This window comes from Mesorhizobium sp. B2-1-3 (genome assembly GCF_006442495.1).
Taxonomy (GTDB): domain Bacteria; phylum Pseudomonadota; class Alphaproteobacteria; order Rhizobiales; family Rhizobiaceae; genus Mesorhizobium.
Map to the genome: position 1 here is coordinate 213,099 of NZ_VFWL01000008.1, position 24,886 is coordinate 237,984.

The window sequence follows — 24,886 nt, forward strand, 5'->3', positions numbered from 1 at the left end:
ATGGCAAAGGGGAATCACAAGCGGGTACGCGGCAAGGCGCAGATCCATCGCCTGCTGGAGCACTACCAGCCGATCGACGGCGTCGTCGACGAGATGGTCGACGCTTCGGGCAATCCCCGTCCGGCCTGGAAGCATTTCATCGAGGCGCTCGACGATCTCGGCGCCGAAGAACTCGCCCAGCGTTTTGCCCGTGCCGACCAGTATCTGCGCGACGCCGGCGTCTATTACCGCGTCTACGACAAGGCCGGCGCCAACGAGCGCGAATGGCCGCTGGCGCATGTCCCGGTGCTCATCGAGGACGCCGAGTGGGCAGTGATCAGCGCCGGCCTGGTGCAGCGCGCCGAGCTGTTCGAGGAGATCATCGCCGATATATACGGGCCGAACCGGCTGGTCGAAAAGGGCATCCTGCCGGCCGGTCTGATCGCGGCAAGCCCCGAATATTTGCGGCCGGTGGTCGGCACCAGGCCGGCCGACGGCCATTTCCTGCATTTCTGCGCCTTCGAACTCGGCCGCGGGCCGGACGGCCGCTGGTGGGTGCTGGGCGACCGCACTCAGGCACCATCCGGCGCCGGTTTCGCGCTGGAGAACCGCGTCGCCACCACACGCGCGCTGTCGGACATCTATGGCGAGATGCATGTGCACCGGCTTGCCGGCTTCTTCCGGCGTTTCCGCGACGCGCTGATCGGCATGGCCAGGGAAGCCGACGGCCGCGTCGCCATTCTGACGCCTGGACCGCTCAACGAAACCTATTACGAACACGCCTATATCGCCCGCTATCTCGGCATCATGCTGCTCGAAGGCGAGGACCTGACCGTTTCCGGGGGCCGGCTGATGGTGCGCACCGTTTCCGGGCTGATGCCGATCAGCGTGCTGTGGCGGCGGCTGGACGCGGCGTTCGCCGATCCGTTGGAACTGCGCTCGGAGTCGCAGATCGGTACGCCGGGCCTGATCGAGGCGATCCGGCAAGGCAGCGTGTCCACCGTCAATGCGCTCGGCTCGGGCCTGATGGAAACGCGCGCGCTGCTTGCCTTCCTGCCCAAGATCGCGCGCGAATTGCGGGGCGAGGAACTCGAGCTGCCCACCGTCGCGACATGGTGGTGCGGTCAGGCATCCGACCGAGCGCATGTGCTCGCCAATATCGACCGCATGGTGATTGGGCCGGCGCTGTCGACGAGGCTGGCCTTCGAGGACGACGACCAGACCAAGCTCGGCGCGGCGCTGTCGGCCGGGGAGCGGGCCGACCTGGTGGCGCGCATCGAGCGCGACGGCGACGCTTTCGTCGGCCAGGAAGCGGTGACGCTTTCGACGACGCCCGTCTATGTGGGCGGATGGCTGGAGCCGCGGCCGGCGAGCCTGCGTGTCTACCTGGCGCGCACGCCCGAGGGCTGGACGGTGATGCCGGGCGGGTTCGCCCGCGTCGGCCTGTCGCTCGATCCGACGGCGATCGCCATGCAGCGCGGCGGCCAGGCGGCCGACGTATGGGTAGTCAGCGACCGGCCGGTGGAGCGCGAGACGCTGCTGCCACAAGAGGGTGACAGCTTCAGCCGCACCAGGCCGGGCAGCCTGCCCAGCCGCGCAGCGGAAAACCTGACCTGGCTCGGCCGCTACATCGAACGCTCGGAAGACACGGTGCGCATCCTGCGCGCCTATCATGTGCGGCTCGCCGAAACTTCCGATCCGGATATGCCGCTGCTGGCCGACATCAGGGATCATCTCGAACCGCTCGGCATCGATGTCGAAACAGCGATCCCATCGGGGCTGATCGGCACGCTGGACAGCGCGGTCTACAGCGCCGGCCAGATCCGCGACCGTTTCTCGCCGGACGGCTGGCTGGCGCTCAAGGACTTGTCGAAGACCATCCATCAGTTCGCGACGACGGTGGCGCCGGGGGATGACGCGACGCGGGCGATGACCGTCATCCTGCGCAAGCTCGCCGGTTTTTCCGGCCTGCTGCACGAGAACATGTACCGCTTCGCGGGCTGGCGCTTCCTGGAGATCGGCCGGCGGCTGGAGCGCGGCATACAGATCGCCAGCACGCTCGCCCGGCTGACCAGTGACAAGGCGCCGGACGGCGCGCTCGACATGATGCTGGAGATCGGCGACAGCGTCATGACGCACCGGCGGCAGTACCCTGTGCAAGCCGGCCGCCGCACGGTGATCGACCTTCTTGCGCTCGATCCGCTCAACCCGCGTTCCATCCTGTTCCAGCTCGAACGGCTGAAGGCCGAGATCGGACTGCTGCCGGCGATCGGTGGCGAGGGGCACATGTCGCCTGCTGCCAAGGAAATCCTGCAGCTCAACACAGCCATCGCCATCAAGGAGCCAGCGGACATGACGGTGAAGGCGCTGAACGATCTCGCCGGCGAGATAGGCGGGCTCTACAGCAGCCTAGCCAAGGCCTATTTCGGATAAGGCGGCGCTCCGGCATGCTCTACGACATCAGGCTTCACCTTCACTATGACTACGCCGCCGTCGCCGGCGGCGGCCGTCACCAGGTGCGCGTGTTGCCGCCGACCATCGACGGCGTGCAGCGCGTCGTCGCAGCGTCGCTATCCTTCGCGCCGGCGCCAAACGAACGCTCGGATTTTTCCGATTTCTTCGGCAACAACGTCACCTCGATCGCCTTCCGCGACGCGCATGACGCGCTCGACATCAGGATGAGCGCGCGCGTGGCGGTGTCGCGACCGGAACTCGGGCTCGACGTGTCGCCCGATCTTAGCCGGCTGCGTCAGGAGCTCGCCGCCATGCGCTCCCTGGCGCCGGATACACCGCACCATTTCCTGGCCGCCAGCGGTCACGCCGGCATCGATGCGGCGATCACCGCCTATGCGCGCGATAGCGTCGGCGGCTCGGCCGCCGGTACGGCGATGAACCTCTGCAATCGCATCCACCGCGATTTCACCTATGATGGCGAGGCGACAACCGTGCGGACCCTGGCTGGCGACGCATTCCGGCTGAAGCGCGGGGTGTGCCAGGATTTCTCGCATATCATGATCGCCGGCCTGCGCGGGCTTGGCATACCGGCCGGCTATGTCAGCGGCTTCCTGCGCACCATTCCGCCCAAGGGCAAGGCCAGGCTGGAGGGCGCCGACGCCATGCATGCATGGGTCAAGGTGTGGTGCGGGCGCGATGCCGGCTGGCAGGAGTTCGACCCGACCAACGGCATGCGGGCCTCCAACGATCACATCACCGTCGGCTATGGCCGTGACTATTCGGATGTCGCGCCGATCGTCGGCGTTCTCAAGACCACCGGCGGACAGGTCGGAGAGCAAGCCGTCGACGTTATTCCGGTGGTGCTGGAGAAGACCTGACGTCAGGCCTGCTTGCGCAAAGCGCCTTGCAGGGTTCCGCCCGACGTGGGTGGCCGCCGACTTTTCGGACAGGAATGGAACCAGTGCTCGGCCCAGAGGCTTATCTACGGGTGTTTCCGTGGGGCCAGCATGCTGCAGAAATCCGGATTGACTATCGACGGCGAGGCCGCACCAAAGAACGGCGCTCAGATCTCTGCCGAGGATGCCGCACTGATCTATGTCAGCGATACCGAGCCCGGTATCCGCCGACTGAAAGCGGGCAAGGGATTTTCCTACAGGGGACCTGACGGAAGGCCGGTCTCGGATGCCACCCGAGCGCGCATCGAGGCGATCGTTATCCCGCCGGCCTGGACGGATGTGTGGATCTCGCCCGAGGCGGACGGCCATATCCAGGCAACCGGCAGGGATCAGCGCGGGCGCAAGCAATATCGCTACCATCCGCGTTGGGCCGAGGAACGCGACAGCGCCAAATATTCGAGCCTTGTCGCTTTCGCCGAAAGCCTGCCGGAGCTTCGGCGCAGGATCGACAGCGACCTGCGCCGCCATGGCCTGCCGCTCGAACGCGTCGTCGCCGCGATCGTCTGGCTGCTCGACAACACCATGATCCGAGTCGGCAACGCCGCTTACGCCCGCGACAACAAGAGCTTCGGCCTGACGACGCTGCGGGACCGCCATGTCGACATCAAGGGATCGAGCCTGCGGTTCGCCTTCAAGGGCAAATCGGGCAAGGAATGGAAATTGAAGCTGGTCGATCGCCGCATCGCGCGAATCGTGCGGGGCGCGCAGGACCTGCCGGGCCAAAAGCTGTTCCAGTATCTCGATGAGGACGGCAACAGACACCCGGTGCGCTCCGAGGACGTCAACCGCTACATCCGCGAGGCCATCGGCGATGCATTCAGCTCGAAACATTTCCGTACATGGGGCGGCACCATTCACGCCGCGTCGCTGTTCGCGCAAACGGTGCTGCCCGACAGCCAGGCACAGCAGAAACGGGCGATGAACAGCGTCATCGACAGGGTCGCCGAGCGGCTGGGCAACACGCGCGCCGTCTGCCGCCAATGCTATATCCATCCGCAAGTCTTCGAAGCATGGCTGCAGGGACGGCTGCTTGCCGAAACGGCGGAAGCCAACAAGCGCAAACGGTCGATAGACGGTCTCGATGACGAGGAAGCGCTCGTGCTGCGATGGCTGAAGACGCACGAAAGCGGACCCGCGGCAACCACCGGCCGCTGAATCCACGGCTCCTCGATTTTTTTATCGACGCCGTGTCGGGATCGGTCCTAGTGTTTCGTCCTTTGACACAGAAGAGGACAAACCATGCTCTACGCGATCTTGTGCTATGCTTCCGAAGACGTCGTCTGCTCCTGGAGCAAGGAGCAGGATGACAAGGTCATGGCCAACATCCTCGATGTCCAGCAGAAATACGCGGACGCCGGCCGGCTTGGCCCGGTGGCGCGGCTTTTGCCGACGACGGCGGCGACGACGCTGAGGAAGGTCAAGGGCGAATCGATCGTCATCGACGGGCCGTTCGCCGAGACCAAGGAACAGTTCCTCGGCTTCTACACGCTCGAATGCGCCGATCTCGACGAGGCGGTGGAGTTCGCGCGCGAACTTTCCGAGGTCAATCCGAGCGGCGGCTCCTACGAAATCCGGCCGGTATCCATCTTCAATCCCACTAGGGTCGCCGTATGACCGAACTTGCCTGGATCAGCTCAGCGATCAGCGCCGCTCGCCCGCAGGCGATGGGTGCGCTGCTGCGCTATTTCCGCGACCTCGATACGGCGGAGGAAGCTTTCCAGGACGCTTGCCTCAGGGCGCTGAAGAACTGGCCGCAGAACGGTCCGCCGCGCGATCCGGCGGCCTGGCTGATCTTCGTCGGACGCAACAGCGGCATCGACGCGGTGCGCAAGCGCGCCAAGCAGGCGCCGATGCCGGAAGAGGACCAGATATCTGATCTCGAGGACGCAGAGAGCGACATCGCCGAGCGGCTCGATGGCGCGCACTACCGCGACGACATATTGCGGCTGCTATTCATCTGCTGCCATCCCGACCTGCCGGCAACGCAGCAGATCGCGGTGGCGCTGCGCATCGTCTCCGGCCTTACGGTCAAGCAGATCGCGCGCGCCTTCCTGGTCGGCGAAAGCGCCATGGAGCAGCGCATCACCCGCGCCAAGGCACGTATCGCCGACGCAGGCGTGCCGTTCGAGACGCCGGGCGCGGTGGAGCGCTCGGAGCGGCTCGCCGCGGTCGCGGCCATGGTCTACCTGATCTTCAACGAGGGCTATTCGACCAACAGCGGCGAGGCGCCGGCCCGCGCGCCGCTGTGCGAAGAGGCGATCCGGCTGGCCCGGCTGCTGCTCAGGCTGTTCCAGACCGAGCCGGAGATCATGGGGCTGACGGCGCTGCTGCTGCTCCAGCATGCACGCGCACCGGCTCGTTTCGATGCGGACGGCGAGATCGTGCTGCTCGAGGATCAGGACCGCAGCCTGTGGAGCCGCAAGATGATCGACGAGGGGCTGGCGCTGGTCGACAAGGCACTGCGCCACCGCAAGCCCGGCCCTTACCAGGTGCAGGCGGCGATTGCCGCGCTGCATGCGCGGGCCGCGAAGGCCGAGGACACGGACTGGGTGGAGATCGACCTGCTCTACGGCCTGCTCGAACAGATGCAGCCGTCGCCCGTCGTCACCCTCAACCGTGCGGTCGCGGCCTCCAAGGTGCGTGGCCCGGAGGCCGCGCTCGCCATGATCGAGCCGCTGGAGCAGAGGCTTTCCGGCTATTTTCATTTCTTCGGCCTCAAGGGCGGGCTTTTGATGCAGCTCGACCGGGGCGAGGAGGCGCGGGTGGCCTTCGACCGCGCCATCGCGCTTGCCAACACGGCGGCGGAAGCGGCCCATATACGCATGCATATCGACCGGCTGATGAAGGACAGCGCAGCGCGCACCGCAAGCTGACGCTGGTTCAATGGTCTGGCCCGGGCTTGGACCATGCCGGGGTGGCGATTTTTTCCTGAAACCGCTATTGGCACGCCAAGACAGCGCCACCCTGCGCCTCATCGCATAGGGAACGCACGGCGCAATGCTTTGACCACGCCACATGAATGGCGGGATCTGAAAGGGACAGACATGACGATAGCGAAGGAAACCGCCGAGCTGCTGGCGAAACTGGGTGTTGCCAAGGAGGTGCTTGCCGGCGGCGACCTGATCGTGCGCAGCCCGGTGACGGGCGAGCAGATCGCGGCATTGAGCACGATCTCACAGGCCGATGCGGCCAGGACCATCGATGCCGCGCACAAGGCGTTCCAGGCCTGGCGGCTGGTACCGGGCCCGAAGCGCGGCGAGCTGGTGCGGCTGCTCGGCGAAGAATTGCGCGCGCACAAGGCCGAACTTGGCCGGCTGGTGTCGATCGAGGTCGGCAAGATCCCCTCGGAAGGGCTCGGCGAAGTGCAGGAGATGATCGACATCTGCGACTTCGCCGTCGGTCTTTCCAGGCAATTGTACGGGCTGACCATCGCCACCGAGCGTCCGGGACATCGCATGATGGAAACCTGGCATCCGCTCGGCGTGGTCGGCGTCATCTCCGCCTTCAACTTCCCGGTCGCGGTGTGGTCGTGGAATGCGGCGCTGGCGCTGGTCTGCGGCGACGCGGTGGTATGGAAGCCTTCCGAAAAAACGCCGCTGACGGCGCTTGCCTGCGAGGCGATCTTCAAGCGCGCCGTCAAGCGCTTCGGCACTGATGCGCCGGAAGGGCTAGCGTCGGTGCTGATCGGCGACCGCGCCGTCGGCGAGATCCTGGTCGATCATCCCAAGGTGCCGCTGGTCTCCGCCACCGGCTCGACCCGCATGGGCCGCGACGTCGGCCCGCGCCTGGCCAAGCGTTTTGCACGCGCGGTGCTGGAGCTCGGCGGCAACAATGCCGGCATCGTCTGCCCGACCGCCGATCTCGACATGGCGTTGCGCGCGATTGCCTTTGGCGCGATGGGCACGGCGGGCCAGCGCTGCACGACGCTGAGGCGCCTGTTCGTGCATGACAGCGTCTACGACGCCTTGGTACCGCGGCTGAAGAAGGCCTATCAGAGCGTCTCTGTCGGCAATCCGCTGGAGACGTCGGCGCTCGTTGGGCCGCTGATCGACAAGGCAGCCTACGAAGCCATGCAGAAGGCGCTGCAGGAAGCGTCCGCCCACGGCGGCAAGGTGACCGGCGGCACGCGGGTCGAGAATGGCCATCCGGACGCCTACTACGTGCATCCGGCGCTAGTCGAAATGCCCAGCCAAGTGTCGCCGGTGACCGAAGAGACGTTCGCGCCGATCCTCTATGTGATGAAGTATTCCGATTTCGACGCCGTGCTTGACGAGCACAATGCGGTGGGAGCGGGGCTGTCGTCGTCGATCTTCACCCGTGACCTGCAGGAGTCCGAGCGCTTTCTCGGCGTCGACGGCTCGGACTGCGGCATCGCCAATGTCAATATCGGCACGTCGGGCGCCGAGATCGGCGGCGCCTTCGGTGGTGAAAAGGAAACCGGCGGCGGCCGCGAGAGCGGCTCCGATGCGTGGAAAGCCTATATGCGCCGCGCCACCAACACGGTGAACTATTCCAAGGCGCTGCCGCTCGCCCAGGGTGTCTCCTTCGACATCGAGTGACATTGCGGGTTCCAGCTCGGGTGACCTTGCGCACCCGGGCCGTTCTGCGGCCTGAGGTTCACTGCTGAGGGCAGTTATGCTGTCATTCTTCGTATGGTGCTGACGTCCCGCCGCCGAGGCGGCTTTTTTGTTTCGAGGATACGCAGCGGCACGGACCGCCTTCATAGCCTGGGCAGCGGCGAGTCTCTCAGTGGTCGGTGGAAAAGCATGCTGCGAAGGCGGCATCCACGATGGCCAGCTTGGCGGCCTGGACGGTCATGTATTCCTGAAAGAAGCGGTGCGAGACCCACATCACGGAATTGCCGCGCTGGCCCAGCCAGCCGATGCTGCCGAGCGCCTCGGCATCGCGTAGTTTTCGGGCGAGGTGGGTGCGCGACAGTTTGAGCCAACTGGCGAATTCCGCCACCGAGACCACGCTGGTCGGAATCCGATCTAGGCCGGCATGGTCGGGGTCGATGCCGGACATGAGCCGATCCATGACGATGCCGCCATTGTTGAGCCAGATGAACAGGGAAAAGGTCTGGTTGGGTTCGCGCACCGGTTTGGACGAAAGCAGGCCGTCGGCCACGAGGGGCTGCAGGGCGGCGAGCATATCGGGCCGCTCCAGGTATTTCGCCAGCCTGTCCGCGCCGTCGAGTCGGTCAAGGGTGCTTAGATGTGCGTGCACCCATCCGGTGAATGTCCGCACCGTGTCCGCTGTCGGCTGCAACGGGTGGGTGCGCCCGTCTCCGCCCGCGACGTATTCGGCGATGCGGTAATTCAGCATCTCCTTGATGAAAGCGTCGGCGGTGTTGCGGCTGGCGACCTTGTGCTGATGCACGAACTCGATGAAGCGCGACACCGTCAACGCGGTGCGACGGTCGCCCGGGTCGCGCCTGAAATGCATGGCAAGGCCGACATGGCCCATCAGCCAGCGCTGCTGCGTGGCGAATATGGAAGCAAGCCGCGGGCTGGCTTCGTAGATGTGGATCAGCGCCAGCGACTGCTCCTGGACGTGGCGGTGCAGATCCGGATGAGCGGCTATGTCCTCGATGTCCAGCATCCGCCTCCTTCTGGTTGGCCAAGCTTACTGCGCTCCAAGAGCGGGTCGCGTCGAAGCGGATTCATGCGACGCGCTTTTGGCTTTTTTCGTGCATGTCGTCCTCCCAAAACCGAGGTTACTTTTGGGCGACATGCATTAAGACATTTTCAGCCTTGCGCTTTTGTGTCCAGATGAGACAGCTCGGACTAAAGTCCAGTTCTGTAGCCAATGATGGCGGCGAGACGTCGGCGGCAACCCACACGGCGGCAAGTACGGCGCGCTTAGCGATCTGGACAACCGCAGCTACGCCCCGGGTGTCGTCCTGCCGCCCGGCTATGATGGGCTGACGCGGGGTCCGCCGGCGCATACGCATCGGGAGGCCGCCGATGGCGGGTTCTGCCGCCTACTCGGCCGCCTGAACGCGATGTGCCTGGATGATGGCGCGGATCTCAGAGCGGCAGGAGCCGCAATTGGTGCCTGCCTTCAGCGCGGCGCCGATGGCTTCCACGTTCGTGCAGCCGGAAGCCACCGCCGCCGTGATCTGCTTGATCCCGACGTTGAAACAGGAGCAGACGGTCGCGCCGGCATCGGGCCGTTCGGCGCCGGCGCGGCCGGCGACGATGCGGAAGCGCTCGCGTTGGCTGGCATGGGCCTCTTCGAGCTGCTGCGTTGCCCATCCGCGCGACACGGCGACCGGGCCGGGAGCGACGAACAGGGCGCCCGCGAGCTGTACGCCATCGAAGGCGGCGATGCGATGCTGGCCGGCATCGCGGTCGTGATAGGCGAGTATTTCGGCATCGGTCGAGGCGCCGAACAGGGATTGGGCAAAAGTCGTCCAGTCGATTTTGTCGTCTGCAAAGGCGAGCTCGACCCGCCAGCCATCCCTGCAGCGGGCCACGGCCCAATAGTCGCCGGCGATCGCTTCGGGCCTTTGTCGGGTCACGGCGAAGCCGAACGCCATCGCGGCGAATTTCTCGATGTGCACCGCGACGTGCTTCAGTGCCGGCTGGCCGGAAACTGGGTCGGTGAGTGGCGCGGTGAGCGTGTCGAGCCGGCCCTTGGCGGTGAACTGGTCCGTCCAGTGCATCGGCGCGAAGATGCTGCCCCGGCGCTGGCGGGACGTGATCAGCGCGCGCACGAGCACGGCGCCGCGCGGGCTGGAAACGCGCGCGATGTCGGCGTCGCCGATGCCGTATCGCGCGGCGTCGTCGGGATGAATCTCGACGAAGGGTTCGGCGATGTGCTGCGACAGACGCGGGCTTTTGCCGGTGCGTGTCATGGTGTGCCAATGGTCGCGGACACGGCCGGTGTTGAGGATGAGGGGGAATTTCTCGTCCGTGCGGGTTTCCGTGACAGGGCGGACGGCGATGAAGCGCGCCTTGCGGTCGGGCGTGTAGAAATTGCCGTCGGCGAAGAAGCGGGTGTTCGGTGGCCCTGCTTTATCGTTCTCCGGTTGGGGCTCAGCTTGAACGTTCCCCTCCGAGAGATGTCGAGCCCAGGCGCCCCCCTCTGTCCTGCCGGACATCTCCCCCTCTAGGGGGGAGATCGGCAGTTTTGTCGACGGCGCTCGTCCTGCGGTATCGGCGATTGGCGAAGGCCGTCGTGGCATCCAATCTCCCCCCTTGAGGGGGAGATGGCCGGCAGGCCAGAGGGGGGCGCCTGGGCTCGGCGCCGGCCATTGGAATGGCGCAAGCGCTTCGTAAGCTTTCTCATCGACACCGGCATACCAACCAATATCGAAATCGCGCGCGCCATCATTCTCGAAGCCCGACAGCGCCGCGTGCTCGGCGAATATCCCGGCCGGCGCGTCATAGGAAAACGCCTCGCCAAACCCCATCCGCCGCGCCACTTCCGCAATGATCCACCAATCTGGCCGCGCCTCGCCGGGCGCGGCCAGGAACGGGCGCTGGCGCGAGATGCGGCGCTCGGAATTGGTAACGGTGCCGTCCTTCTCGCCCCAGGCGGTGGCCGGCAGCCGGACATGGGCATGGCGCACCGTGTCTGTGTCGGCCTGCACGTCCGACACCACCACAAACGGGCAGGCCTTGATCGCTGCTTCGACGGCGTCGGCATCGGGCATCGAATCGACAGGATTGGTGGCGAGGATCCACAGCGCCTTGATCCGCCCGTCGGCGACCGCCCGGAACATGTCGACCGCTTTCAGGCCGGGCTTTTGCGCGATGTCAGGTGCATTCCAGAAGCGCTTCACGCGTTCGCGATGCCCCGAATTTTCAATCTCCATATGCGCGGCCAGCATGTTGGCCATGCCGCCGACCTCGCGTCCGCCCATGGCGTTGGGCTGGCCGGTGACCGAGAACGGCCCGGCGCCGGGCCTGCCGATGCGACCGGTGGCGAGGTGGCAGTTGGTGATGGCGTTGACCTTGTCGGTGCCAGACGACGACTGGTTGACGCCTTGGCTATAGACCGTGACGGTCTTGGCGGTCGCGGCGAACAGGCCGTAGAAGCGGGCGAGCTCGTCCTCGCTCAGGCCCGTGGCGGCAGCGATGCCGGCAAGGTCGAGTGCCGAGGCGGCGAAAAGGGCTTGTCCGAAGCCGGTCGTGTGCGCCGTGATGTAGGCGCGGTCGAGCGCATTGTGCTGGCCGAGCCAAGCGAGCAGGCCGGTGAACAGGGCGACGTCGCCATCGGGCGCGATCGCCAGGTGCATGTCGGCGATATCGGATGTCATGGTGCGGCGCGGGTCCACCAGCACGATTTTCATCTCCGAGCGCTTCTCACGCGCGGCAGCTATGCGCTGGTAGAGCACGGGATGGCACCAGGCGAGATTCGAGCCGACCAGCACGATGAGATCGGCAAGCTCCAGATCCTCGTAGGTTCCGGGCACCGTGTCGGAGCCGAAGGCGCGGCGATGGCCGGCGACCGAGGAGGCCATGCAGAGGCGCGAATTGGTGTCGATATTGGCCGAGCCGATGAACCCCTTCATCAATTTGTTGGCGAGATAATAGTCCTCGGTCAGCAACTGGCCGGAGAGATAGAAGGCGACCGCATCCGGCCCCTGTTCGGCAATGGTTTGCGAGAAGGTCGACGCGACAAGATCGAGTGCCTCATTCCAGGAGGCGCGGCGGCCGTGGATCTCGGGGTGGAGCAGCCTGCCGTCGAGGCCGATGGTCTCGGCAAGAGCAGAGCCCTTGGAGCAGAGCCGGCCGAGATTCGCGGGATGGTCGGGGTCGCCGCGGACCGACACCTGTCCGTCCGCGGCGACCTTCGCCAGCACGCCGCAGCCTACCCCGCAATAGGGGCAAGTGGTCCTCACCTCGCGTGCTTCGCCAATCTGCATGGGTCAGGCCGCACGGCTTGCCAGCGCTTCGAGCGCGATGAACAAACGCTCGCCCTCGATCTTCACCGGAATGGTGCGCACCGCGCCCTCGTCGGCGCCGAGCGCCTTGCCGGTCTCCAGCGAGATGACCCAATTGTGCAGGGGGCAGGTGACCGCCGCGCCATGGACGATGCCCTGGCTCAGCGGCCCGCCTCTGTGCGGGCAATGATCGTCGATGGCGAAGACCTGGTCCTCGGCGGTGCGGAAGATAGCGATCTTGCCCTGCGGCGTGGCAACACAGCGCGCGCCCCGGCGGGGGATGTCGGACAGGGAGCCGATCGGTGTCCAGGTCATTGGGTCGCCTTTATTTGATACGAATGCGCCCAGGCGCCCCCCTCTGTCCTGCCGGACATCTCCCCCTCAAGGGGGGAGATCGGTAGTTTTGCTGATGGCGTCCGTCCTGCGAAGTTGGCGATTGGCAAAGGCCGTTGTGGCATCCAATCTCCCCCCTTGAGGGGGAGATTGCCGGCGGGACAGAGGGTGGCTCGCGCGAACATCTCCATCACTCCGCCGCCTCCGCGAACCCGACCGAGGCCATCGGCCGGAACTCGTGCTTGTCCTTGCCTGACACGCGTTCCGACCACGGATCGACCTGGGCGAATTTCTGGGAAAAGACGAAGCGGTCGTAGAAGGCCTTGCGCTTGTCGCCATCGTCCATGATCTGGCGCTTGATCTCGGCGATGCCGACGCGCTTGGCCCATTTGTAGATGCGTTCGAGATAGCGGGCCTGCTCGCGGTACATCTGCGTCAGCGCCACGATATGCTCCAGCGCTTCGTCCTCGGTCTTGACCAGGCCAAGCACTTCGGTGCCCTTGATGTCGAGGCCTGCCGCACCCGCGAAGTGGATCTCGTAGCCACTGTCGACGCAGATGACGCCGACGTCTTTGCAGGTCGCCTCGGCGCAGTTCCTCGGACAACCCGAAACCGCCATCTTGACCTTGGCCGGCGTCCACGAGCCCCACATGAATTTCTCGATGCGGATGCCGAGACCGGTGGAATCCTGCGTGCCGAAGCGGCACCAGTCGGAACCGACGCAGGTCTTCACCGTGCGCAGACCCTTGGCATAGGCGTGGCCGGAGACGAAGCCGGCCTGGCCGAGGTCGGCCCACACCGCCGGCAGGTCTTCCTTGCGGATGCCCAGCATGTCGATGCGCTGGCCGCCAGTGACCTTCACCATGGGGATCTCGAACTTATCGACGACATCGGCGATGGCGCGCAGTTCGGCGGCATTGGTGACGCCGCCCCACATGCGCGGCACCACCGAATAGGTGCCGTCCTTCTGGATGTTGGCGTGGACGCGCTCGTTGATGAAGCGCGACTGGTAGTCGTCGGCGTATTCGTCCGGCCGGTCGCAGACGAGATAATAGTTGAGTGCCGGCCGGCATTTGGCGCAGCCGCAGGAGGTTTTCCATTCCAGTTCCTGCATGATCGCGGGAATGGTCTTCAGCCCCTTGGCCTTGATCAGCCGGCGCACCTCGTCATGGCCGAGCGTGGTGCAGGAGCACATGGGCTGTACGGCGGCCGGGTTGTACTTGTCGCCGATGGTCAGCACCATCAGTTTTTCGACCAGGCCGGTGCAGGAGCCGCAGGAGGCCGACGCCTTGGTGTGGGCGCGCACGTCGTCGAGCGAGGTCAGGTTCCTGGCCGTGATCGCGCCCGTGATCTTGCCCTTGCAGACGCCGTTGCAGCCGCAGATTTCCGCATCATCCGGCAAGGCTGCAACGGCCGCCATAGGGTCCAGCGGGGCACCCCCCTGGTAGGACTGGCCGAAGATCAACGTATCGCGCATCTGCGATATGTCTGTTTGCTTCTTCTTGAGGTCGTTGAACCAGGCGCCGTCTGCGGTCTCGCCGTAGAGCACGGTGCCGATGATGCGGTCGTCCTTGAGCACGAGGCGCTTGTAGACGCCGGCCGCCGCGTCGCGCAGCACGATCTCCTGGCGGTCCTCGCCATCGGCGAAGTCGCCGAGCGAGAACAGGTCGATGCCGGTGACCTTGAGCTTGGTCGGCGTGTCCATGTGGACAAAACCGGCCGCCTCGTCGCCGGCGAGCTGGCGGGCGGCGACGCGGGCCATCTCGTATAGGGGGGCGACCAGCCCATAGATCTGGCCGTTGACCTCGGCGCATTCGCCGAGCGCGTAGATGTCCGGGTCGTTGCTGCGCATGCCGGCATCGACGACGATGCCTCTGTTGACGGCGATGCCCGCCTCCTTCGCCAGCGCTGCGTTCGGCCGGATACCGACGGCCATCACCACCAGCGTCGCGGGGATGACGGTGCCGTCGACGAGTTCGACCTGCTCGGCCTTGCCGTTGCCCGTGATCGCCTTTGTATTGGCCTTGGTGACAACCTTGATCCCGCGCTGCTCGACGGCGCGCTGTAACAGATAGCCTGCCGCCGGATCGAGCTGGCGCTCCATCAGCGTCGGCATGACATGCAGCACGGTGACGTCCATGCCTTGCGCGTTGAGGCCCGCTGCTGCTTCCAGTCCGAGCAGTCCGCCGCCGATGACCACAGCCTTGGCGCGCGACTGGGCCGCGAGCATCATCGCCTGGACGTCGTCGAGGTCGCGATAGGTGAGAACGCCGGGCAGGTTGTGGCCGGGCACCGGGATGATGAACGGCACCGAGCCGGTGGCGATGACGAGCTTATCGTAGGGTTCGGTGACGCCGTGGTCCGACGTGACGGTCTTCGCTGCGCGGTCGATGGCGACGATCTTGTGGCCCTTGTAGAGGGTGATGTTGTTGGCGATGTACCAGCCGTCGCCATGGATGATGATTTCTTCGTAGGCCTTCTCGCCCGAGAGGACCGGTGACAGCATGATGCGGTCGTAATTGACGCGCGGTTCCGCGTTGAAGATGGTGACGCTGTAGCGGTCCGGCGCCTGTTCCAGCAGGTGCTCCAGCATGCGCCCGGGGGCCATGCCGTTGCCGATGATGACGAGTTTTTGGGTCATGTTCCTAATCCGCTCCGGTGTCACTCTGCAGCATAGGAAAGGGTCGACGCCTTGGTTGATGCGGCCCGCCCCATCCGCCTGACGCTGACATGCATCCAGGCAAAGCAGGCGACGACGAGGACGAAGAGCAGCATGAAGCAACTCGACCAGACGCCGGTGAGATCGTTCAGCGCGCCAAAGGCGATCGGCAGGATGAAGCCGCCAAGGCCGCCGATCATGCCCACGACGCCGCCAACGGCCCCGACGCTCTGCGGATAGTAAGCCGGGATATGTTTGTAGACGGCGGCCTTGCCGAGGCTCATGAAGAAGCCGAGCACGCAGGCGACGGCGATGAAGGCGAGCGGGCCGATCTCGAAATGGAAGGCGATCGGCCCGCTGATGCCGCGCACCACATAGTCTGCCGAGGGGAGAGACAGCACCAAGGTCGCGACGGCACAAACGGAGAAGGTCCAGTAGAGTACGGTACGAGCGCCGACGCGGTCGGAAAGCACTCCGCCATAGGCGCGGAAGATGCTCGCGGGAATCGAATAAGCCGCGCCGATCATGCCGGCGGTCGCCAGCCCGAAGCCGTAAACGCCGATCAGGTAGCGCGGCAGCCACAGCGACAGCGCCACGAACGCACCGAAGGAGAAGAAGTAATAGAAGGCGAAGCGCCAGACCTGCGGGTTCTTCAGCGGCGCGAATTCCTGCCAGAAGCTCCTCGCAGGCGTGGTCTTGCCGGCGCGGCGCTCGCGAATCACGGGATCGTCGCCGGTCGTGAACCAGAAGATGGCGGCCATGATGACGAGTGCTGCCGCCCAGATCAGCGCGACCGATTGCCAGCCCCAGGCGAGAAGCACGAAAGGCGCCAGGAATTTGGTGACAGCGGCGCCGACATTGCCGACACCGAAGATGCCGAGCGCCGTGCCCTGCCTGCCCGCCGGGAAGAAGCGCGAGACATAGGCGACGCCAACGGCGAAGGAGCCGCCGGCAAGCCCGACGCCGAGTGCAGCGATCAGCATCTGTCCGTAAGTGTGCGCAAAAGCGAGCAGGAAGGTCGCTACCGCCGCAGCGAGCATGGTGGCGGTGTAAACCAGCCGTCCGCCATAGCGGTCGGTCCAGACGCCGAGCACCATGCGCACGAGGGAGCCGGTGAGGATCGGCGTGCCGACGAGCAGGCCGAACTCCGTCTCGTTCAGCCCAAGTTCCTGCTTTATGCGCACGCCGATGATGGAAAAGATCGTCCACACCGCAAAGCAGACTGTGAACGCGATGGTGGACATCAGGAGCGCCTGCCGGGGGGCATTGTCCTGGCTGGGCGCGGCTGGGAGGATTGCGGTCATGTCAGGCTCCGGTTTGCGATGGAGAAGCACCGCGCGTGTTTTCTTGATCGATGGTCAGCGGCGCGGCATCAGCGCGGCGAGCTTGGCGCGTTCACTTGGGCACCTTTGCCCTCGGCCACGGCGCCAACCGGGAACAGCATCTTCGCTGCGACGAACAGCGCCGCCGCCAGCGCGCTGCTGGCGACAAAATCGCGGCGCGTGAAATCCTTGAGGGTTGTTCCAGTTCCGATCCGTTTCGTCATCGTCGTCTCCGGTTGGGCGCTGCCTGGGACCAGCACCGTCGATTGCGTGTTCGGCCAAACAAAAAAGCCGCCGGCCAGGTCTTCGCGTCCGGGAATCCGGATCGCGTCTTGACCTGAGCGGCAGCTTTGCCTGTGGGCGCCCGCCATTGGACGCCTGTTCCGTGACCCACTAAGGGTCCGGTTATTTCAATGCAGGAACCGTGCCAGTCTCGCCTTAGAAAGGAATTTCGAATGAATTCAGCTGAATAGCCGATTCACGGGCAGATCCGGCCACCAGGTGACAAGGCCAAACATTGGTCAGCTATGCGATCAGTCCGCATAAATTTTGTGCAATGCACAAGAACGGCGCGGAAATGATCACCCTGGCCGCTGCGCCCCGATATAAGCGTCGATCTGGTCCGGATCGAAGATGCGGCCGTCGAAGAAACCGTCGGGGCCGAGCACCAGGCTTGCCCCGGCCGAGCCGACGGGCGTTGCGATCTTCAACGCCCCCTCGACCTTGGCATTGGCGCCCGGCAGCGCCACGCCGAGCGGCTTCAGCGCCGCCCGATAGAGGTCGGGCCGGTAGCAGTCGCGGGCGACGGCGAGGTTTTCAGGCGTGTGCGCGATATCGCCCCAGCGCACCATCTGGGTGTAGAACCACAGCGCATGGCTCTTCCAGGGAAAGTTCGCCGCCTTGTCGAACGGAACGAAGAAGTCCTCGACGTTCCGCTCGGCGCCGCTGCCGAGGCGGAGATGTCCGGTCAGGACCGGCATCTGGATCTCGGTGAACTGGCCCAGGAAGCCGGGCTGCGCCATCAATGCCGCCAGTTCGCCTCGATTGGCCGGGTCCTGGCACCAGCGGGCGGAGTGGTGCAATGCCCTGAGCAGCGCCGCCAGCGCCTCCGGCTGCGCTTCGGCCCAGGCCTTGCGCGCGCCGATTACCTTTTCGGGACTGTTGCGCCACAAAAGCGCTTTGACGGTGACGATATGGCCGGTGCCGGCCGCGACGGACGCACTGTTCCAGGGCTCGCCGACGCAATAGCCGTCGATGCGGCCGGCGGCCAGCGCGTCGGCCATGAAGGGCGGGGGCACGATAACAATCTCGATCTCGCCGTCGGGGTCGATGCCGCAGGCGGCGAGCCAGTAGCGCAGTTCGTAATTGTGCCCGGAATGCGGATGCACGACGGCGAAGCGCAGCGGGTCGCGGCCGGCCGCCGCGCGTTCGCGGATAAACGCGCCGAGCGCCGTGCCGGCGCGGGCCGGATCGAGATCCGATACGGCGCCATGCGCCGCCATGCCTTCCCAGACGGCGTTGGAGATGGTGACGCAATTGCCGCCGAGGCCGAGCGAAAAGGGCACGATCGTCTCGGATGCCAGCGGCGTGAGCCCGAGGTTGCAGGCGAGCGGCATCGGCCCAAGCATATGGGCAAGGTCGAAATGGCCTATGGCGATGCGGTCCCGGATGTTGGCCCAGGAGGTCTCGCGGTGGAGGACGAGATCGACGCCTTCGCGCGCGGCAAAGCCCATTTCGCCGGCCGCGACCAGCACGGCGCTGTCGAACAGGGGCATGAAGCCGGCGGTGATCTGATGCGCAGCTGTCATGCTCATTCATCCTCCAGCGGCCCGAGCAGCCCGGCTGTCGTCACCAGGCTATGGGCGATGTCGCTGATCTTGCGGTTCTGGTTCATCGCCGTCTTGCGCAGCAGCGTGTAGGCCGCGTCTTCGCTCAGACCCCGCGATTTCATCAATATCCCCTTGGCGCGGTCGATGACCTTGCGGTTCTCGAGTTCGCTGCGCGCTTCCTCCAGTTCGCGTGCCATGCGCGAAAAGGCGTTGAAGCGGCTGACGGCCATGTCGAGGATCGGCTTCACGCGTTCCTGTCTGAGGCCATCGACGACATAGGCGGACACGCCGGCATCGACCGCGGCCTCGATAGAGGCCTTGTCGGAACGGTCGACGAACATGGCGATCGGGCGCTTCACCGCGCGCGACAGCTGGAACATGTTCTCCAGCATGTCGCGGTTGGGGTTTTCGAGGTCGATGACAATCACGTCGGGTTCGATCTCGGCGATGCGGCGCGCAATGCCCGCCATGTCATGGACGACGGTCACCCGCTGATGGCCGGCCTCGCGCAGTCCCGCCTCGATGATCGAGGCGCGGATACGGTTTTCGTCGATCACCAGGACGGCTAGGGAAGATAGGACCATGCCCCGCATTGTGGGCAAGGTCGCGGAATTGTGCAATGCGGCATAGCCAGTGCAGCAGAAGGGGGCGTGGCCGCAGCTTACCGCATTGCAATCAGGCCACGCAGATGCACTTCAGCGATCCTCGGGTCAGGTGCAGACACGAACCTCTTCGATCACCCTGTGATGGTGGCGCCAGTGTTTCACCAACTCGATGTGGCAGCGGTGGTGACGATGGTAGCGGCGGTATTCGCGGTCGCTGTAACGAACATCGCTGTCCTCGTCGTCGTTATAGCGATTGTCGATATAACGCTGGCGATCATAGTGGCGGCGCACGACGACCTCGCCATTGTCATAGTCGTCGTCGGGCGAATACTGGGGCTCGTCGCCGGACTGGATGGTGACGCTCGCGGCCTGCGTCGGCGCAATGACGGAAGCCGAAGCGGCCAACGCCATCATCGAGGCCAGGAAAAAGCTTCTCATGTCTCGTCCTCCTGTTGTCCAAGCCATATCAACTCGCAAAAGGAGCCGCCGTTCCGATACCGCCCTACACGCTTTCCAACGCGGTCGACATCAAGGCGTTATCGGCGCGTGGCTACAGGCGGACAAAGGCGGTCAGCGGCAGATGGTCGGAGGCGACCCGCGACAGCGGCGTGTCATGCGCTTCGACGGCCGCGATCATTCCGTGCCGGTTGGCCATGATGCGGTCGAGCGCCAGCAGCGGCAGGTTCGAGGGGAAGGTGGGAACAGCCGGAGGCAGCGGTCCAAACGTCAGATGCAGCGTGTTCAGCGCGGAGCGGTTTCCGAGGCGCCATTCGTTAAGGTCGCCGAGCAGCAGCGTCGGCTTCTCGTCGGGGCTGTTCATGATATCCAGGACGACCTGTGCCTGCTGCGACCGCGAACGGCGCAGCAGGCCCAAATGCGCCGCGATGACGCGCAGGGACTGGCTTCCGTCGAGATCGATTTCCGCCACCAGAGCGCCACGCGGTTCCAACCCGGGAAGCCTGATCTGATGCACGTCGCGCACGACGCCCTTTTTGAAAAGCAAGACGTTGCCGTGCCAGCCATGGCCCTTGCCGGTCGCCGAAATCGGCACCGGCACCAAGCCGGTTTCCAGTTCGAGCCGGGACAGGTCGAGAAGTCCGGTCCGGTCGCCGAAACGGTTGTCCGCTTCCTGCAGGGCGATGACATCCGGGTCGATCTCGCGGATGACGCGACTGGTGCGCTCGGGATCGAACTTGCGGTCGACGCCGATGCATTTGTGGACATTGTAGGAGGCGACCAGCGTTCCGGTGGCGTCCGCCTTGTTGGTCGACGTGGCATTGGCCTTCCGCATCCGCTTGTCGCGAATGGACAAAAGCATGCTTGCCGGCAGGCTGCGCCCGTTCACCCGCATCGTTTGCCCGCCATTCCTGCTGCTTGCACCATGCACCTCAAAAAATAGAACCTTTCGGCATCTGTTCCATCATCGATTTCAAGCTATCTGGCAAACACGTCCTTTTGTTAAAGATAGGGCGAGCCCAGCCACAGGATGCGATCGAACAGACGGATGACGAATGGCCGCGCCCGCAATGCTTCCAGCGTGACAGGGACGGCCGTCTCGATCGCCGCCGCGATCCGCTTTTCGACCTCGCTGGCGAAGCCGGCGTCGAGTACCTCCAGGTCGATCTCGAAATTGAGCCGTAGCGACCTGGCGTCAAGGTTGGAAGACCCGATATAGGCCCATGCGCCATCGATCGAAAGCAGCTTCGAATGGTCGAAAGGTCCTTCCGTGCGCCAGACGCGGCAATAGTGCTTCAGAACCTGGTCGAATTGCGCCGTCATCGCACGGTCGACAAGGAAAAGATTGTTCACCGCCGGCACCACGATATCGATTTCGACACCGCGTCTTGCCGCGGTCGTCAGGGCGCTGATCAGTTCGCGGTCCGGCAGGAAATAGGGCGACATGAGGCGGATCGATTTGCGCGCGACGGAGAAGGCGCCGATCAGCAGCTTGTGATTGGTCTCGACGCTGGCGTCCGGGCCGGACGCGACCGCCCGCACCAGCATGGGCGTGGCGGGCGCCGGCGACAGCGGGGCAATTCGCCAGGCATCGCCCTTCAGCGCCTCGTTGCTGGCGAAACGCCAATCTTCGGCGGCAACCGAAAAGAGGTCGGCTACCACTGGACCGGTCACGCGAAAATGCGTGTCCCTGGAACTGTTGGAGCCGGCAAACTCGGCGGAAAAGCCCTTGCGAATGTTCATGCCGCCGGTAAAGGCAACCGTGCCGTCGACCACCAGGATCTTCCGGTGGGTCCTCAGATTGGCATAGGGCAGGTGCAGGCCCATGACGATGTTGCCGTTGAAGAGCCCGGCGGTGATGTCGGCGCCGCGCAGGTGGCCCAATATGCTGGGCACGGAATAGCGGGCGCCTACGGCGTCGATCAACACGCGCACGCTGACGCCGCGGCGGACCGCCCGGGCAAGGGATTCCACGAAGAGCAGGCCGACGGGGTCATTGTCGAAAATATAGGTTTCGAGCAGGACGCTGCGTTCGGCGCCGTCGATGGCCGCACACATCGCGGTGTAGGCTTCGTCGCCTGTTTCCAGGACCGTGATGGCATTTCCCGGATGAAGCGCGCGCCGCGCCACCCTGTCGCCCAGCGTCCTGAGGCCGATGAAGCGCGGCCCGTATCGTTCGACGATCAGGGCCTCCTCGGCGGCAATGTCGCGGTCGTGCCTGGCGGACGCCAGATCGCCGGCAAGCGAGCGCTGTGCGCTGATCGAGGCGCGCCGGATGCGGTTGATGCCGGCCACGGCATAGATCAGCACGCCCAGGATCGGCGACAGCACCATCACGCCGACCCAGCCGGTGGCGGCCCGGACGTCCTCCTTGGTCATGACGGCATGGGCAATGCCAACGCTGGCGATCATCACCGAGATGATCGCCAGGATTTGAGGCCAGTGAGTCGTCAGGCTCTGCAGCATGGCCGGAACTATCCAGCGAGCGGGTACAGAAGGCAATGCGGCGGGTCATTCGCCCGTTCTCATGCTTCCGCGGGTTATCGGGTCCGCACGCCGGCTACGCGCTGGCCATTCCTGATCGCGTCAGACCGCGCGGCCCTCGCCGTCGAAGAAGTGCAGGTTCGTCGGGGCTGCGTCCAGGCCGATCTCGGCGCCGATCTCGGGCGCCGTTCCTTGATTGTGGATGACAAGACAAGTCTGGCCCGCGTCCAATTCCACGTGGATGAGCGTGACGGCGCCAGTGTATTCGGCAAGCTTTACCTTGCCGCGCAGCGTGGCGGACGAAGGCTGGGCCAGCGACAGGTGCTCGGGCCGAACGCCGATCGAGATGGCCGCCGCAGGCACGGACGCCCCGTGGGTGATTGGCCGCCCATCGGCGAGCGGCAGGATGTTCATCTTCGGGCTGCCGATGAACTGGGCGACGAAAATGGTTCGGGGGCTGTCGTAGAGCTCGCGCGGTGAGCCGACCTGTTCGATCCTTCCGTCGCGCAACACGACGATCTTGTCGGCAAGCGTCATGGCCTCGATCTGATCGTGCGTCACGTAGATCATCGTCGTCGACAGGCGCTGGTGGAGCGCCGCGATCTCGGAGCGCATGTGCACACGCAGTTCGGCGTCGAGGTTCGAAAGCGGCTCGTCGAAAAGGAAGACGTCGGGATTGGCGACGATGGCGCGGCCGATGGCCACGCGCTGGCGCTGCCCGCCCGATAGCTGACGCGGGAAACGGTCGAGCAATGGCTCGAGCTTCAGCGTCGCGGCGGCCTCCGAGACGCGCCGGGCTCGCTCGCCGGCCGGCACTTTGCGGACCTTGAGGCCGAAGCCCATATTGTCGCGGACGGTCAGGTGAGGGTAGAGCGCGTAGGACTGGAACACCATGGCCACGCCGCGCCTGGCCGCCGGAACCTCATTGACCAGACGGCCGCCAATGTGGAGTTCGCCCTCGCTGAGATGCTCGAGGCCGGAGATCAGCCGCAAGAGCGTCGACTTCCCGCATCCCGACGGGCCGACGAAGACGACGAACTCGCCATCCTCGATCTCGAGATCGACGCCACGGATGACCTCGACCGTTCCGAACCGCTTGCGGATGTCCTTGAGCAGAAGCTTTGTCATGACTCCCCCTTATCCCTTGACGCCGGAGAGGGCGAAGCTCTCGATGATCTGGCGCTGGGCGATCAGATAGATGATGAGGATGGGAACCACGGCCAGGCTGGTCGCCGCCAATTGCAGATTCCACAAGGGCAGGCCGTAGCTGTCGTTGAAGTTGGACAGCGCCAGCGGCAGCGTGAATTTTTCGAGCGAACTGAGGAAGATCAGCGGCTCGAGGAAGAGGTTCCACGAATGCAGGAAGGTGATGATAGCAACCGCGGCGAGCGCCGGCCGCGCCATGGGCAGGGCGATCTTCAACCAGACTCCGAACCGCGACAGGCCATCCATCTTGCCGGCTTCTTCGAGTTCCCTGGGCAGCGCCAGGAAGAACTGACGCATCAGGAAGGTCGCCACCACGCCCTGCGGGCCGAAGACCGGCAGAAGGATGAGCGGCCAGTGCGTGTCGATCAGGCCCATGGCGCGGATCAGGAAGAAGTTAGGGATGATGGTGACCTCTTCCGGCACCATCAGCGCCATCACCAGGAACAGCATCAACAGCCCGGCGCCGGCAAAGCGGATGCGCGCCAGCGCGTAGCCCGCGAGCGAGGCGATGGACAGGGTCAGCACCGTCACCGTCGCGGCGATGTAGAGCGAGTTTAAATACTGCCGCGCGAAGGGCTGATAGGTGAACACTTCCGCGAAGTTCTCGAAGCGCCAGACGCGGGGAATCAAGGTCGGCGCGCCGAAGATTTCGGTGGTGCTCTTGAAGCCGCCGGAAATCATCCACAGGAACGGGAACACGAAGGGCACGGCCAAAAGCAGCAGCGCCATGGTCCAGCAGATGCGATAGAGAATCTCGGTCCGGCGCTGGGTCACTCCATCTCCTTCCGCCGCAACATCACCTGCACGAGGGTGAGCGCCATCACGATGACGAACATGATCAGGGCCAGCGCGGCCGCGTAGCCGACGTTGAAGAATTTGAAGCCTTGCTGATAGATGTAGAAGGCCAGCACCAGGGTGCCGTTTTCCGGGCCGCCGCCGGTCATCTGGTAGATGTGGTCGAACACCTTGAACGAGCCGATCGTCGTCAGAACCATGATGACCAGCGTCGTCGGCGCGAGCAGCGGCCAGGTGATCATGCGAAAGACCTGCCAGCGCGAGGCGCCTTCCAGCGCCGCTGCCTCCTCGTAGTCGCGCGGTATCGATTGGAGCGCGGCGATGTAGAGGATCATGTTGAGGCCGACCATCTTGATGACTCGGGTGACGATGACGGCCGCCATCGCCCAGTTGGGCTCGCGCAACCAATTCGGGCCATCGATGCCGATCCAGGCGAGCATCTGGTTCACGGCGCCGCCTTCGCCCTGCAGCATGAATTTCCAGACGATGGCCCAGGCGATTGCCGATGTGACCACCGGCGCGAAGAAGACCGTGCGAAAGAAGACGACACCGAAGAACGGCCGCGAAAGCGCCAGCGCGAGGGAGAGCGCCAGCGCCATGTTCAGGGGAACGAGCCCCAGCGCGAAGATCACGGAATTGCGCACGACATGCCAGAAGTCGGGGTTCTCCAGCAGCGCATTCTGGAAATTGCGAAGCCCGACGAAGGTCGCCTGCTGGCTGAGCAGGTTCCACTCGGTCGTCGAATAATAGAAGATGGCGACCAGCGGCCCAAGGAAGAAGACCAGGAAGCCGATCAAGGTCGGGCTGACGAACAGCCATGCCTCGAGCATCTCCCTGGCCTTCAAGCTCAGCCACGGCGCGCTGGCAGGGCGCGCCGCATTGTCCCGGGATGCCATGCCGGCCATGAACCGAAAT

20 protein-coding genes are annotated in these 24,886 nt (G+C 64.9%); 6 read left to right on the forward strand and 14 right to left on the reverse strand.

Annotated elements, in window-relative coordinates:
- The 6 genes from FJ973_RS15930 (at position 1) to FJ973_RS15955 (ending at position 7,948) form a co-directional block, all read left to right on the forward strand.
- On the forward strand, positions 1–2,412 hold the full coding sequence (locus FJ973_RS15930; RefSeq protein WP_140556638.1) for a circularly permuted type 2 ATP-grasp protein: 2,412 nt from the start codon (positions 1–3) through the stop codon (positions 2,410–2,412).
- A gap of 14 nt (positions 2,413–2,426) precedes the next feature.
- The gene (locus FJ973_RS15935) at positions 2,427–3,311 is read left to right on the forward strand and encodes a transglutaminase family protein (protein WP_140522300.1); all 885 of its coding nucleotides are present in this window, start codon (positions 2,427–2,429) and stop codon (positions 3,309–3,311) included.
- A gap of 129 nt (positions 3,312–3,440) precedes the next feature.
- On the forward strand, positions 3,441–4,544 hold the full coding sequence (locus FJ973_RS15940; protein ID WP_140556640.1) for a DNA topoisomerase IB: 1,104 nt from the start codon (positions 3,441–3,443) through the stop codon (positions 4,542–4,544).
- An 84-nt stretch (positions 4,545–4,628) separates the two neighbouring features.
- Positions 4,629–5,003 carry a YciI family protein gene (locus tag FJ973_RS15945; RefSeq protein ID WP_140496184.1) on the forward strand — a complete coding sequence of 125 codons (375 nt, stop codon included), beginning with the start codon at positions 4,629–4,631 and terminating at the stop codon, positions 5,001–5,003.
- The gene (locus FJ973_RS15950; protein ID WP_140556641.1) at positions 5,000–6,262 is read left to right on the forward strand and encodes an RNA polymerase sigma factor; all 1,263 of its coding nucleotides are present in this window, start codon (positions 5,000–5,002) and stop codon (positions 6,260–6,262) included. The genes FJ973_RS15945 and FJ973_RS15950 overlap by 4 nt, the downstream gene beginning before the upstream one ends.
- A gap of 171 nt (positions 6,263–6,433) precedes the next feature.
- The gene (locus FJ973_RS15955; RefSeq protein ID WP_140556643.1) at positions 6,434–7,948 is read left to right on the forward strand and encodes an aldehyde dehydrogenase family protein; all 1,515 of its coding nucleotides are present in this window, start codon (positions 6,434–6,436) and stop codon (positions 7,946–7,948) included.
- 187 nt (positions 7,949–8,135) lie between these two features.
- Here the strand turns inward: FJ973_RS15955 and FJ973_RS15960 are convergent, their stop codons facing one another.
- The 14 genes from FJ973_RS15960 to FJ973_RS16025 all read right to left on the reverse strand — a co-directional run bounded on the left by FJ973_RS15960 (position 8,136) and on the right by FJ973_RS16025 (position 24,867).
- Positions 8,136–8,990 carry a hypothetical protein gene (locus tag FJ973_RS15960; protein ID WP_140556645.1) on the reverse strand — a complete coding sequence of 285 codons (855 nt, stop codon included), beginning with the start codon at positions 8,988–8,990 and terminating at the stop codon, positions 8,136–8,138.
- A gap of 382 nt (positions 8,991–9,372) precedes the next feature.
- Positions 9,373–12,264, reverse strand: coding sequence for a nitrate reductase (locus FJ973_RS15965; RefSeq protein ID WP_140556646.1), 2,892 nt, complete (start codon positions 12,262–12,264; stop codon positions 9,373–9,375).
- Between the two features lie 3 nt (positions 12,265–12,267).
- Positions 12,268–12,597, reverse strand: coding sequence for a nitrite reductase small subunit NirD (gene nirD / locus FJ973_RS15970; protein WP_140522291.1), 330 nt, complete (start codon positions 12,595–12,597; stop codon positions 12,268–12,270).
- 208 nt (positions 12,598–12,805) lie between these two features.
- A complete protein-coding gene (gene nirB, locus FJ973_RS15975; RefSeq protein WP_140556648.1) occupies positions 12,806–15,256 on the reverse strand; it encodes a nitrite reductase large subunit NirB in 2,451 nt (816 codons plus the stop codon).
- Between the two features lie 20 nt (positions 15,257–15,276).
- Entirely contained in the window at positions 15,277–16,578 is a 1,302-nt protein-coding gene (locus FJ973_RS15980) for a nitrate/nitrite transporter (RefSeq protein WP_140556650.1), read from the reverse strand.
- Positions 16,579–16,646: 68 nt separating this feature from the next.
- Positions 16,647–16,967, reverse strand: coding sequence for a hypothetical protein (locus FJ973_RS15985; RefSeq protein ID WP_140496176.1), 321 nt, complete (start codon positions 16,965–16,967; stop codon positions 16,647–16,649).
- A 210-nt stretch (positions 16,968–17,177) separates the two neighbouring features.
- On the reverse strand, positions 17,178–18,404 hold the full coding sequence (locus FJ973_RS15990; protein ID WP_181170919.1) for a CmpA/NrtA family ABC transporter substrate-binding protein: 1,227 nt from the start codon (positions 18,402–18,404) through the stop codon (positions 17,178–17,180).
- A gap of 2 nt (positions 18,405–18,406) precedes the next feature.
- A complete protein-coding gene (locus FJ973_RS15995; RefSeq protein WP_140556653.1) occupies positions 18,407–19,009 on the reverse strand; it encodes an ANTAR domain-containing response regulator in 603 nt (200 codons plus the stop codon).
- Positions 19,010–19,135: 126 nt separating this feature from the next.
- The gene (locus FJ973_RS16000) at positions 19,136–19,468 is read right to left on the reverse strand and encodes a hypothetical protein (protein ID WP_140556655.1); all 333 of its coding nucleotides are present in this window, start codon (positions 19,466–19,468) and stop codon (positions 19,136–19,138) included.
- A 112-nt stretch (positions 19,469–19,580) separates the two neighbouring features.
- Positions 19,581–20,381: an endonuclease/exonuclease/phosphatase family protein gene (locus FJ973_RS16005; RefSeq protein ID WP_140549708.1), complete on the reverse strand. Its 801-nt coding sequence runs from the start codon at positions 20,379–20,381 to the stop codon at positions 19,581–19,583.
- Positions 20,382–20,488: 107 nt separating this feature from the next.
- Positions 20,489–21,952: a phosphatidylserine/phosphatidylglycerophosphate/cardiolipin synthase family protein gene (locus FJ973_RS16010; protein ID WP_140496171.1), complete on the reverse strand. Its 1,464-nt coding sequence runs from the start codon at positions 21,950–21,952 to the stop codon at positions 20,489–20,491.
- Positions 21,953–22,072: 120 nt separating this feature from the next.
- On the reverse strand, positions 22,073–23,098 hold the full coding sequence (locus tag FJ973_RS16015) for an ABC transporter ATP-binding protein (protein WP_140556657.1): 1,026 nt from the start codon (positions 23,096–23,098) through the stop codon (positions 22,073–22,075).
- A gap of 9 nt (positions 23,099–23,107) precedes the next feature.
- The gene (locus FJ973_RS16020) at positions 23,108–23,950 is read right to left on the reverse strand and encodes a carbohydrate ABC transporter permease (protein ID WP_140556658.1); all 843 of its coding nucleotides are present in this window, start codon (positions 23,948–23,950) and stop codon (positions 23,108–23,110) included.
- A complete protein-coding gene (locus FJ973_RS16025; protein ID WP_140496454.1) occupies positions 23,947–24,867 on the reverse strand; it encodes a sugar ABC transporter permease in 921 nt (306 codons plus the stop codon). Before FJ973_RS16025 ends, FJ973_RS16020 begins: the two co-directional genes overlap by 4 nt.
- Positions 24,868–24,886 lie beyond the last annotated feature (19 nt).

Bases quoted from the DNA above. Each gene is read 5' to 3' on its own strand.
- FJ973_RS15930 (WP_140556638.1), top strand. From the start codon at position 1: ATGGCAAAGGGGAATCACAAGCGGGTACGCGGCAAGGCGCAGATCCAT.
- FJ973_RS15935 (WP_140522300.1), top strand. From the start codon at position 2,427: ATGCTCTACGACATCAGGCTTCACCTTCACTATGACTACGCCGCCGTC.
- FJ973_RS15940 (WP_140556640.1), top strand. From the start codon at position 3,441: ATGCTGCAGAAATCCGGATTGACTATCGACGGCGAGGCCGCACCAAAG.
- FJ973_RS15945 (WP_140496184.1), top strand. From the start codon at position 4,629: ATGCTCTACGCGATCTTGTGCTATGCTTCCGAAGACGTCGTCTGCTCC.
- FJ973_RS15950 (WP_140556641.1), top strand. From the start codon at position 5,000: ATGACCGAACTTGCCTGGATCAGCTCAGCGATCAGCGCCGCTCGCCCG.
- FJ973_RS15955 (WP_140556643.1), top strand. From the start codon at position 6,434: ATGACGATAGCGAAGGAAACCGCCGAGCTGCTGGCGAAACTGGGTGTT.
- FJ973_RS15960 (WP_140556645.1), bottom strand. From the start codon at position 8,990: ATGCTGGACATCGAGGACATAGCCGCTCATCCGGATCTGCACCGCCAC.
- FJ973_RS15965 (WP_140556646.1), bottom strand. From the start codon at position 12,264: ATGCAGATTGGCGAAGCACGCGAGGTGAGGACCACTTGCCCCTATTGC.
- nirD (WP_140522291.1), bottom strand. From the start codon at position 12,597: ATGACCTGGACACCGATCGGCTCCCTGTCCGACATCCCCCGCCGGGGC.
- nirB (WP_140556648.1), bottom strand. From the start codon at position 15,256: ATGACCCAAAAACTCGTCATCATCGGCAACGGCATGGCCCCCGGGCGC.
- FJ973_RS15980 (WP_140556650.1), bottom strand. From the start codon at position 16,578: ATGACCGCAATCCTCCCAGCCGCGCCCAGCCAGGACAATGCCCCCCGG.
- FJ973_RS15985 (WP_140496176.1), bottom strand. From the start codon at position 16,967: ATGGCGGGCGCCCACAGGCAAAGCTGCCGCTCAGGTCAAGACGCGATC.
- FJ973_RS15990 (WP_181170919.1), bottom strand. From the start codon at position 18,404: ATGACAGCTGCGCATCAGATCACCGCCGGCTTCATGCCCCTGTTCGAC.
- FJ973_RS15995 (WP_140556653.1), bottom strand. From the start codon at position 19,009: ATGGTCCTATCTTCCCTAGCCGTCCTGGTGATCGACGAAAACCGTATC.
- FJ973_RS16000 (WP_140556655.1), bottom strand. From the start codon at position 19,468: ATGAGAAGCTTTTTCCTGGCCTCGATGATGGCGTTGGCCGCTTCGGCT.
- FJ973_RS16005 (WP_140549708.1), bottom strand. From the start codon at position 20,381: ATGCGGGTGAACGGGCGCAGCCTGCCGGCAAGCATGCTTTTGTCCATT.
- FJ973_RS16010 (WP_140496171.1), bottom strand. From the start codon at position 21,952: ATGCTGCAGAGCCTGACGACTCACTGGCCTCAAATCCTGGCGATCATC.
- FJ973_RS16015 (WP_140556657.1), bottom strand. From the start codon at position 23,098: ATGACAAAGCTTCTGCTCAAGGACATCCGCAAGCGGTTCGGAACGGTC.
- FJ973_RS16025 (WP_140496454.1), bottom strand. From the start codon at position 24,867: ATGGCATCCCGGGACAATGCGGCGCGCCCTGCCAGCGCGCCGTGGCTG.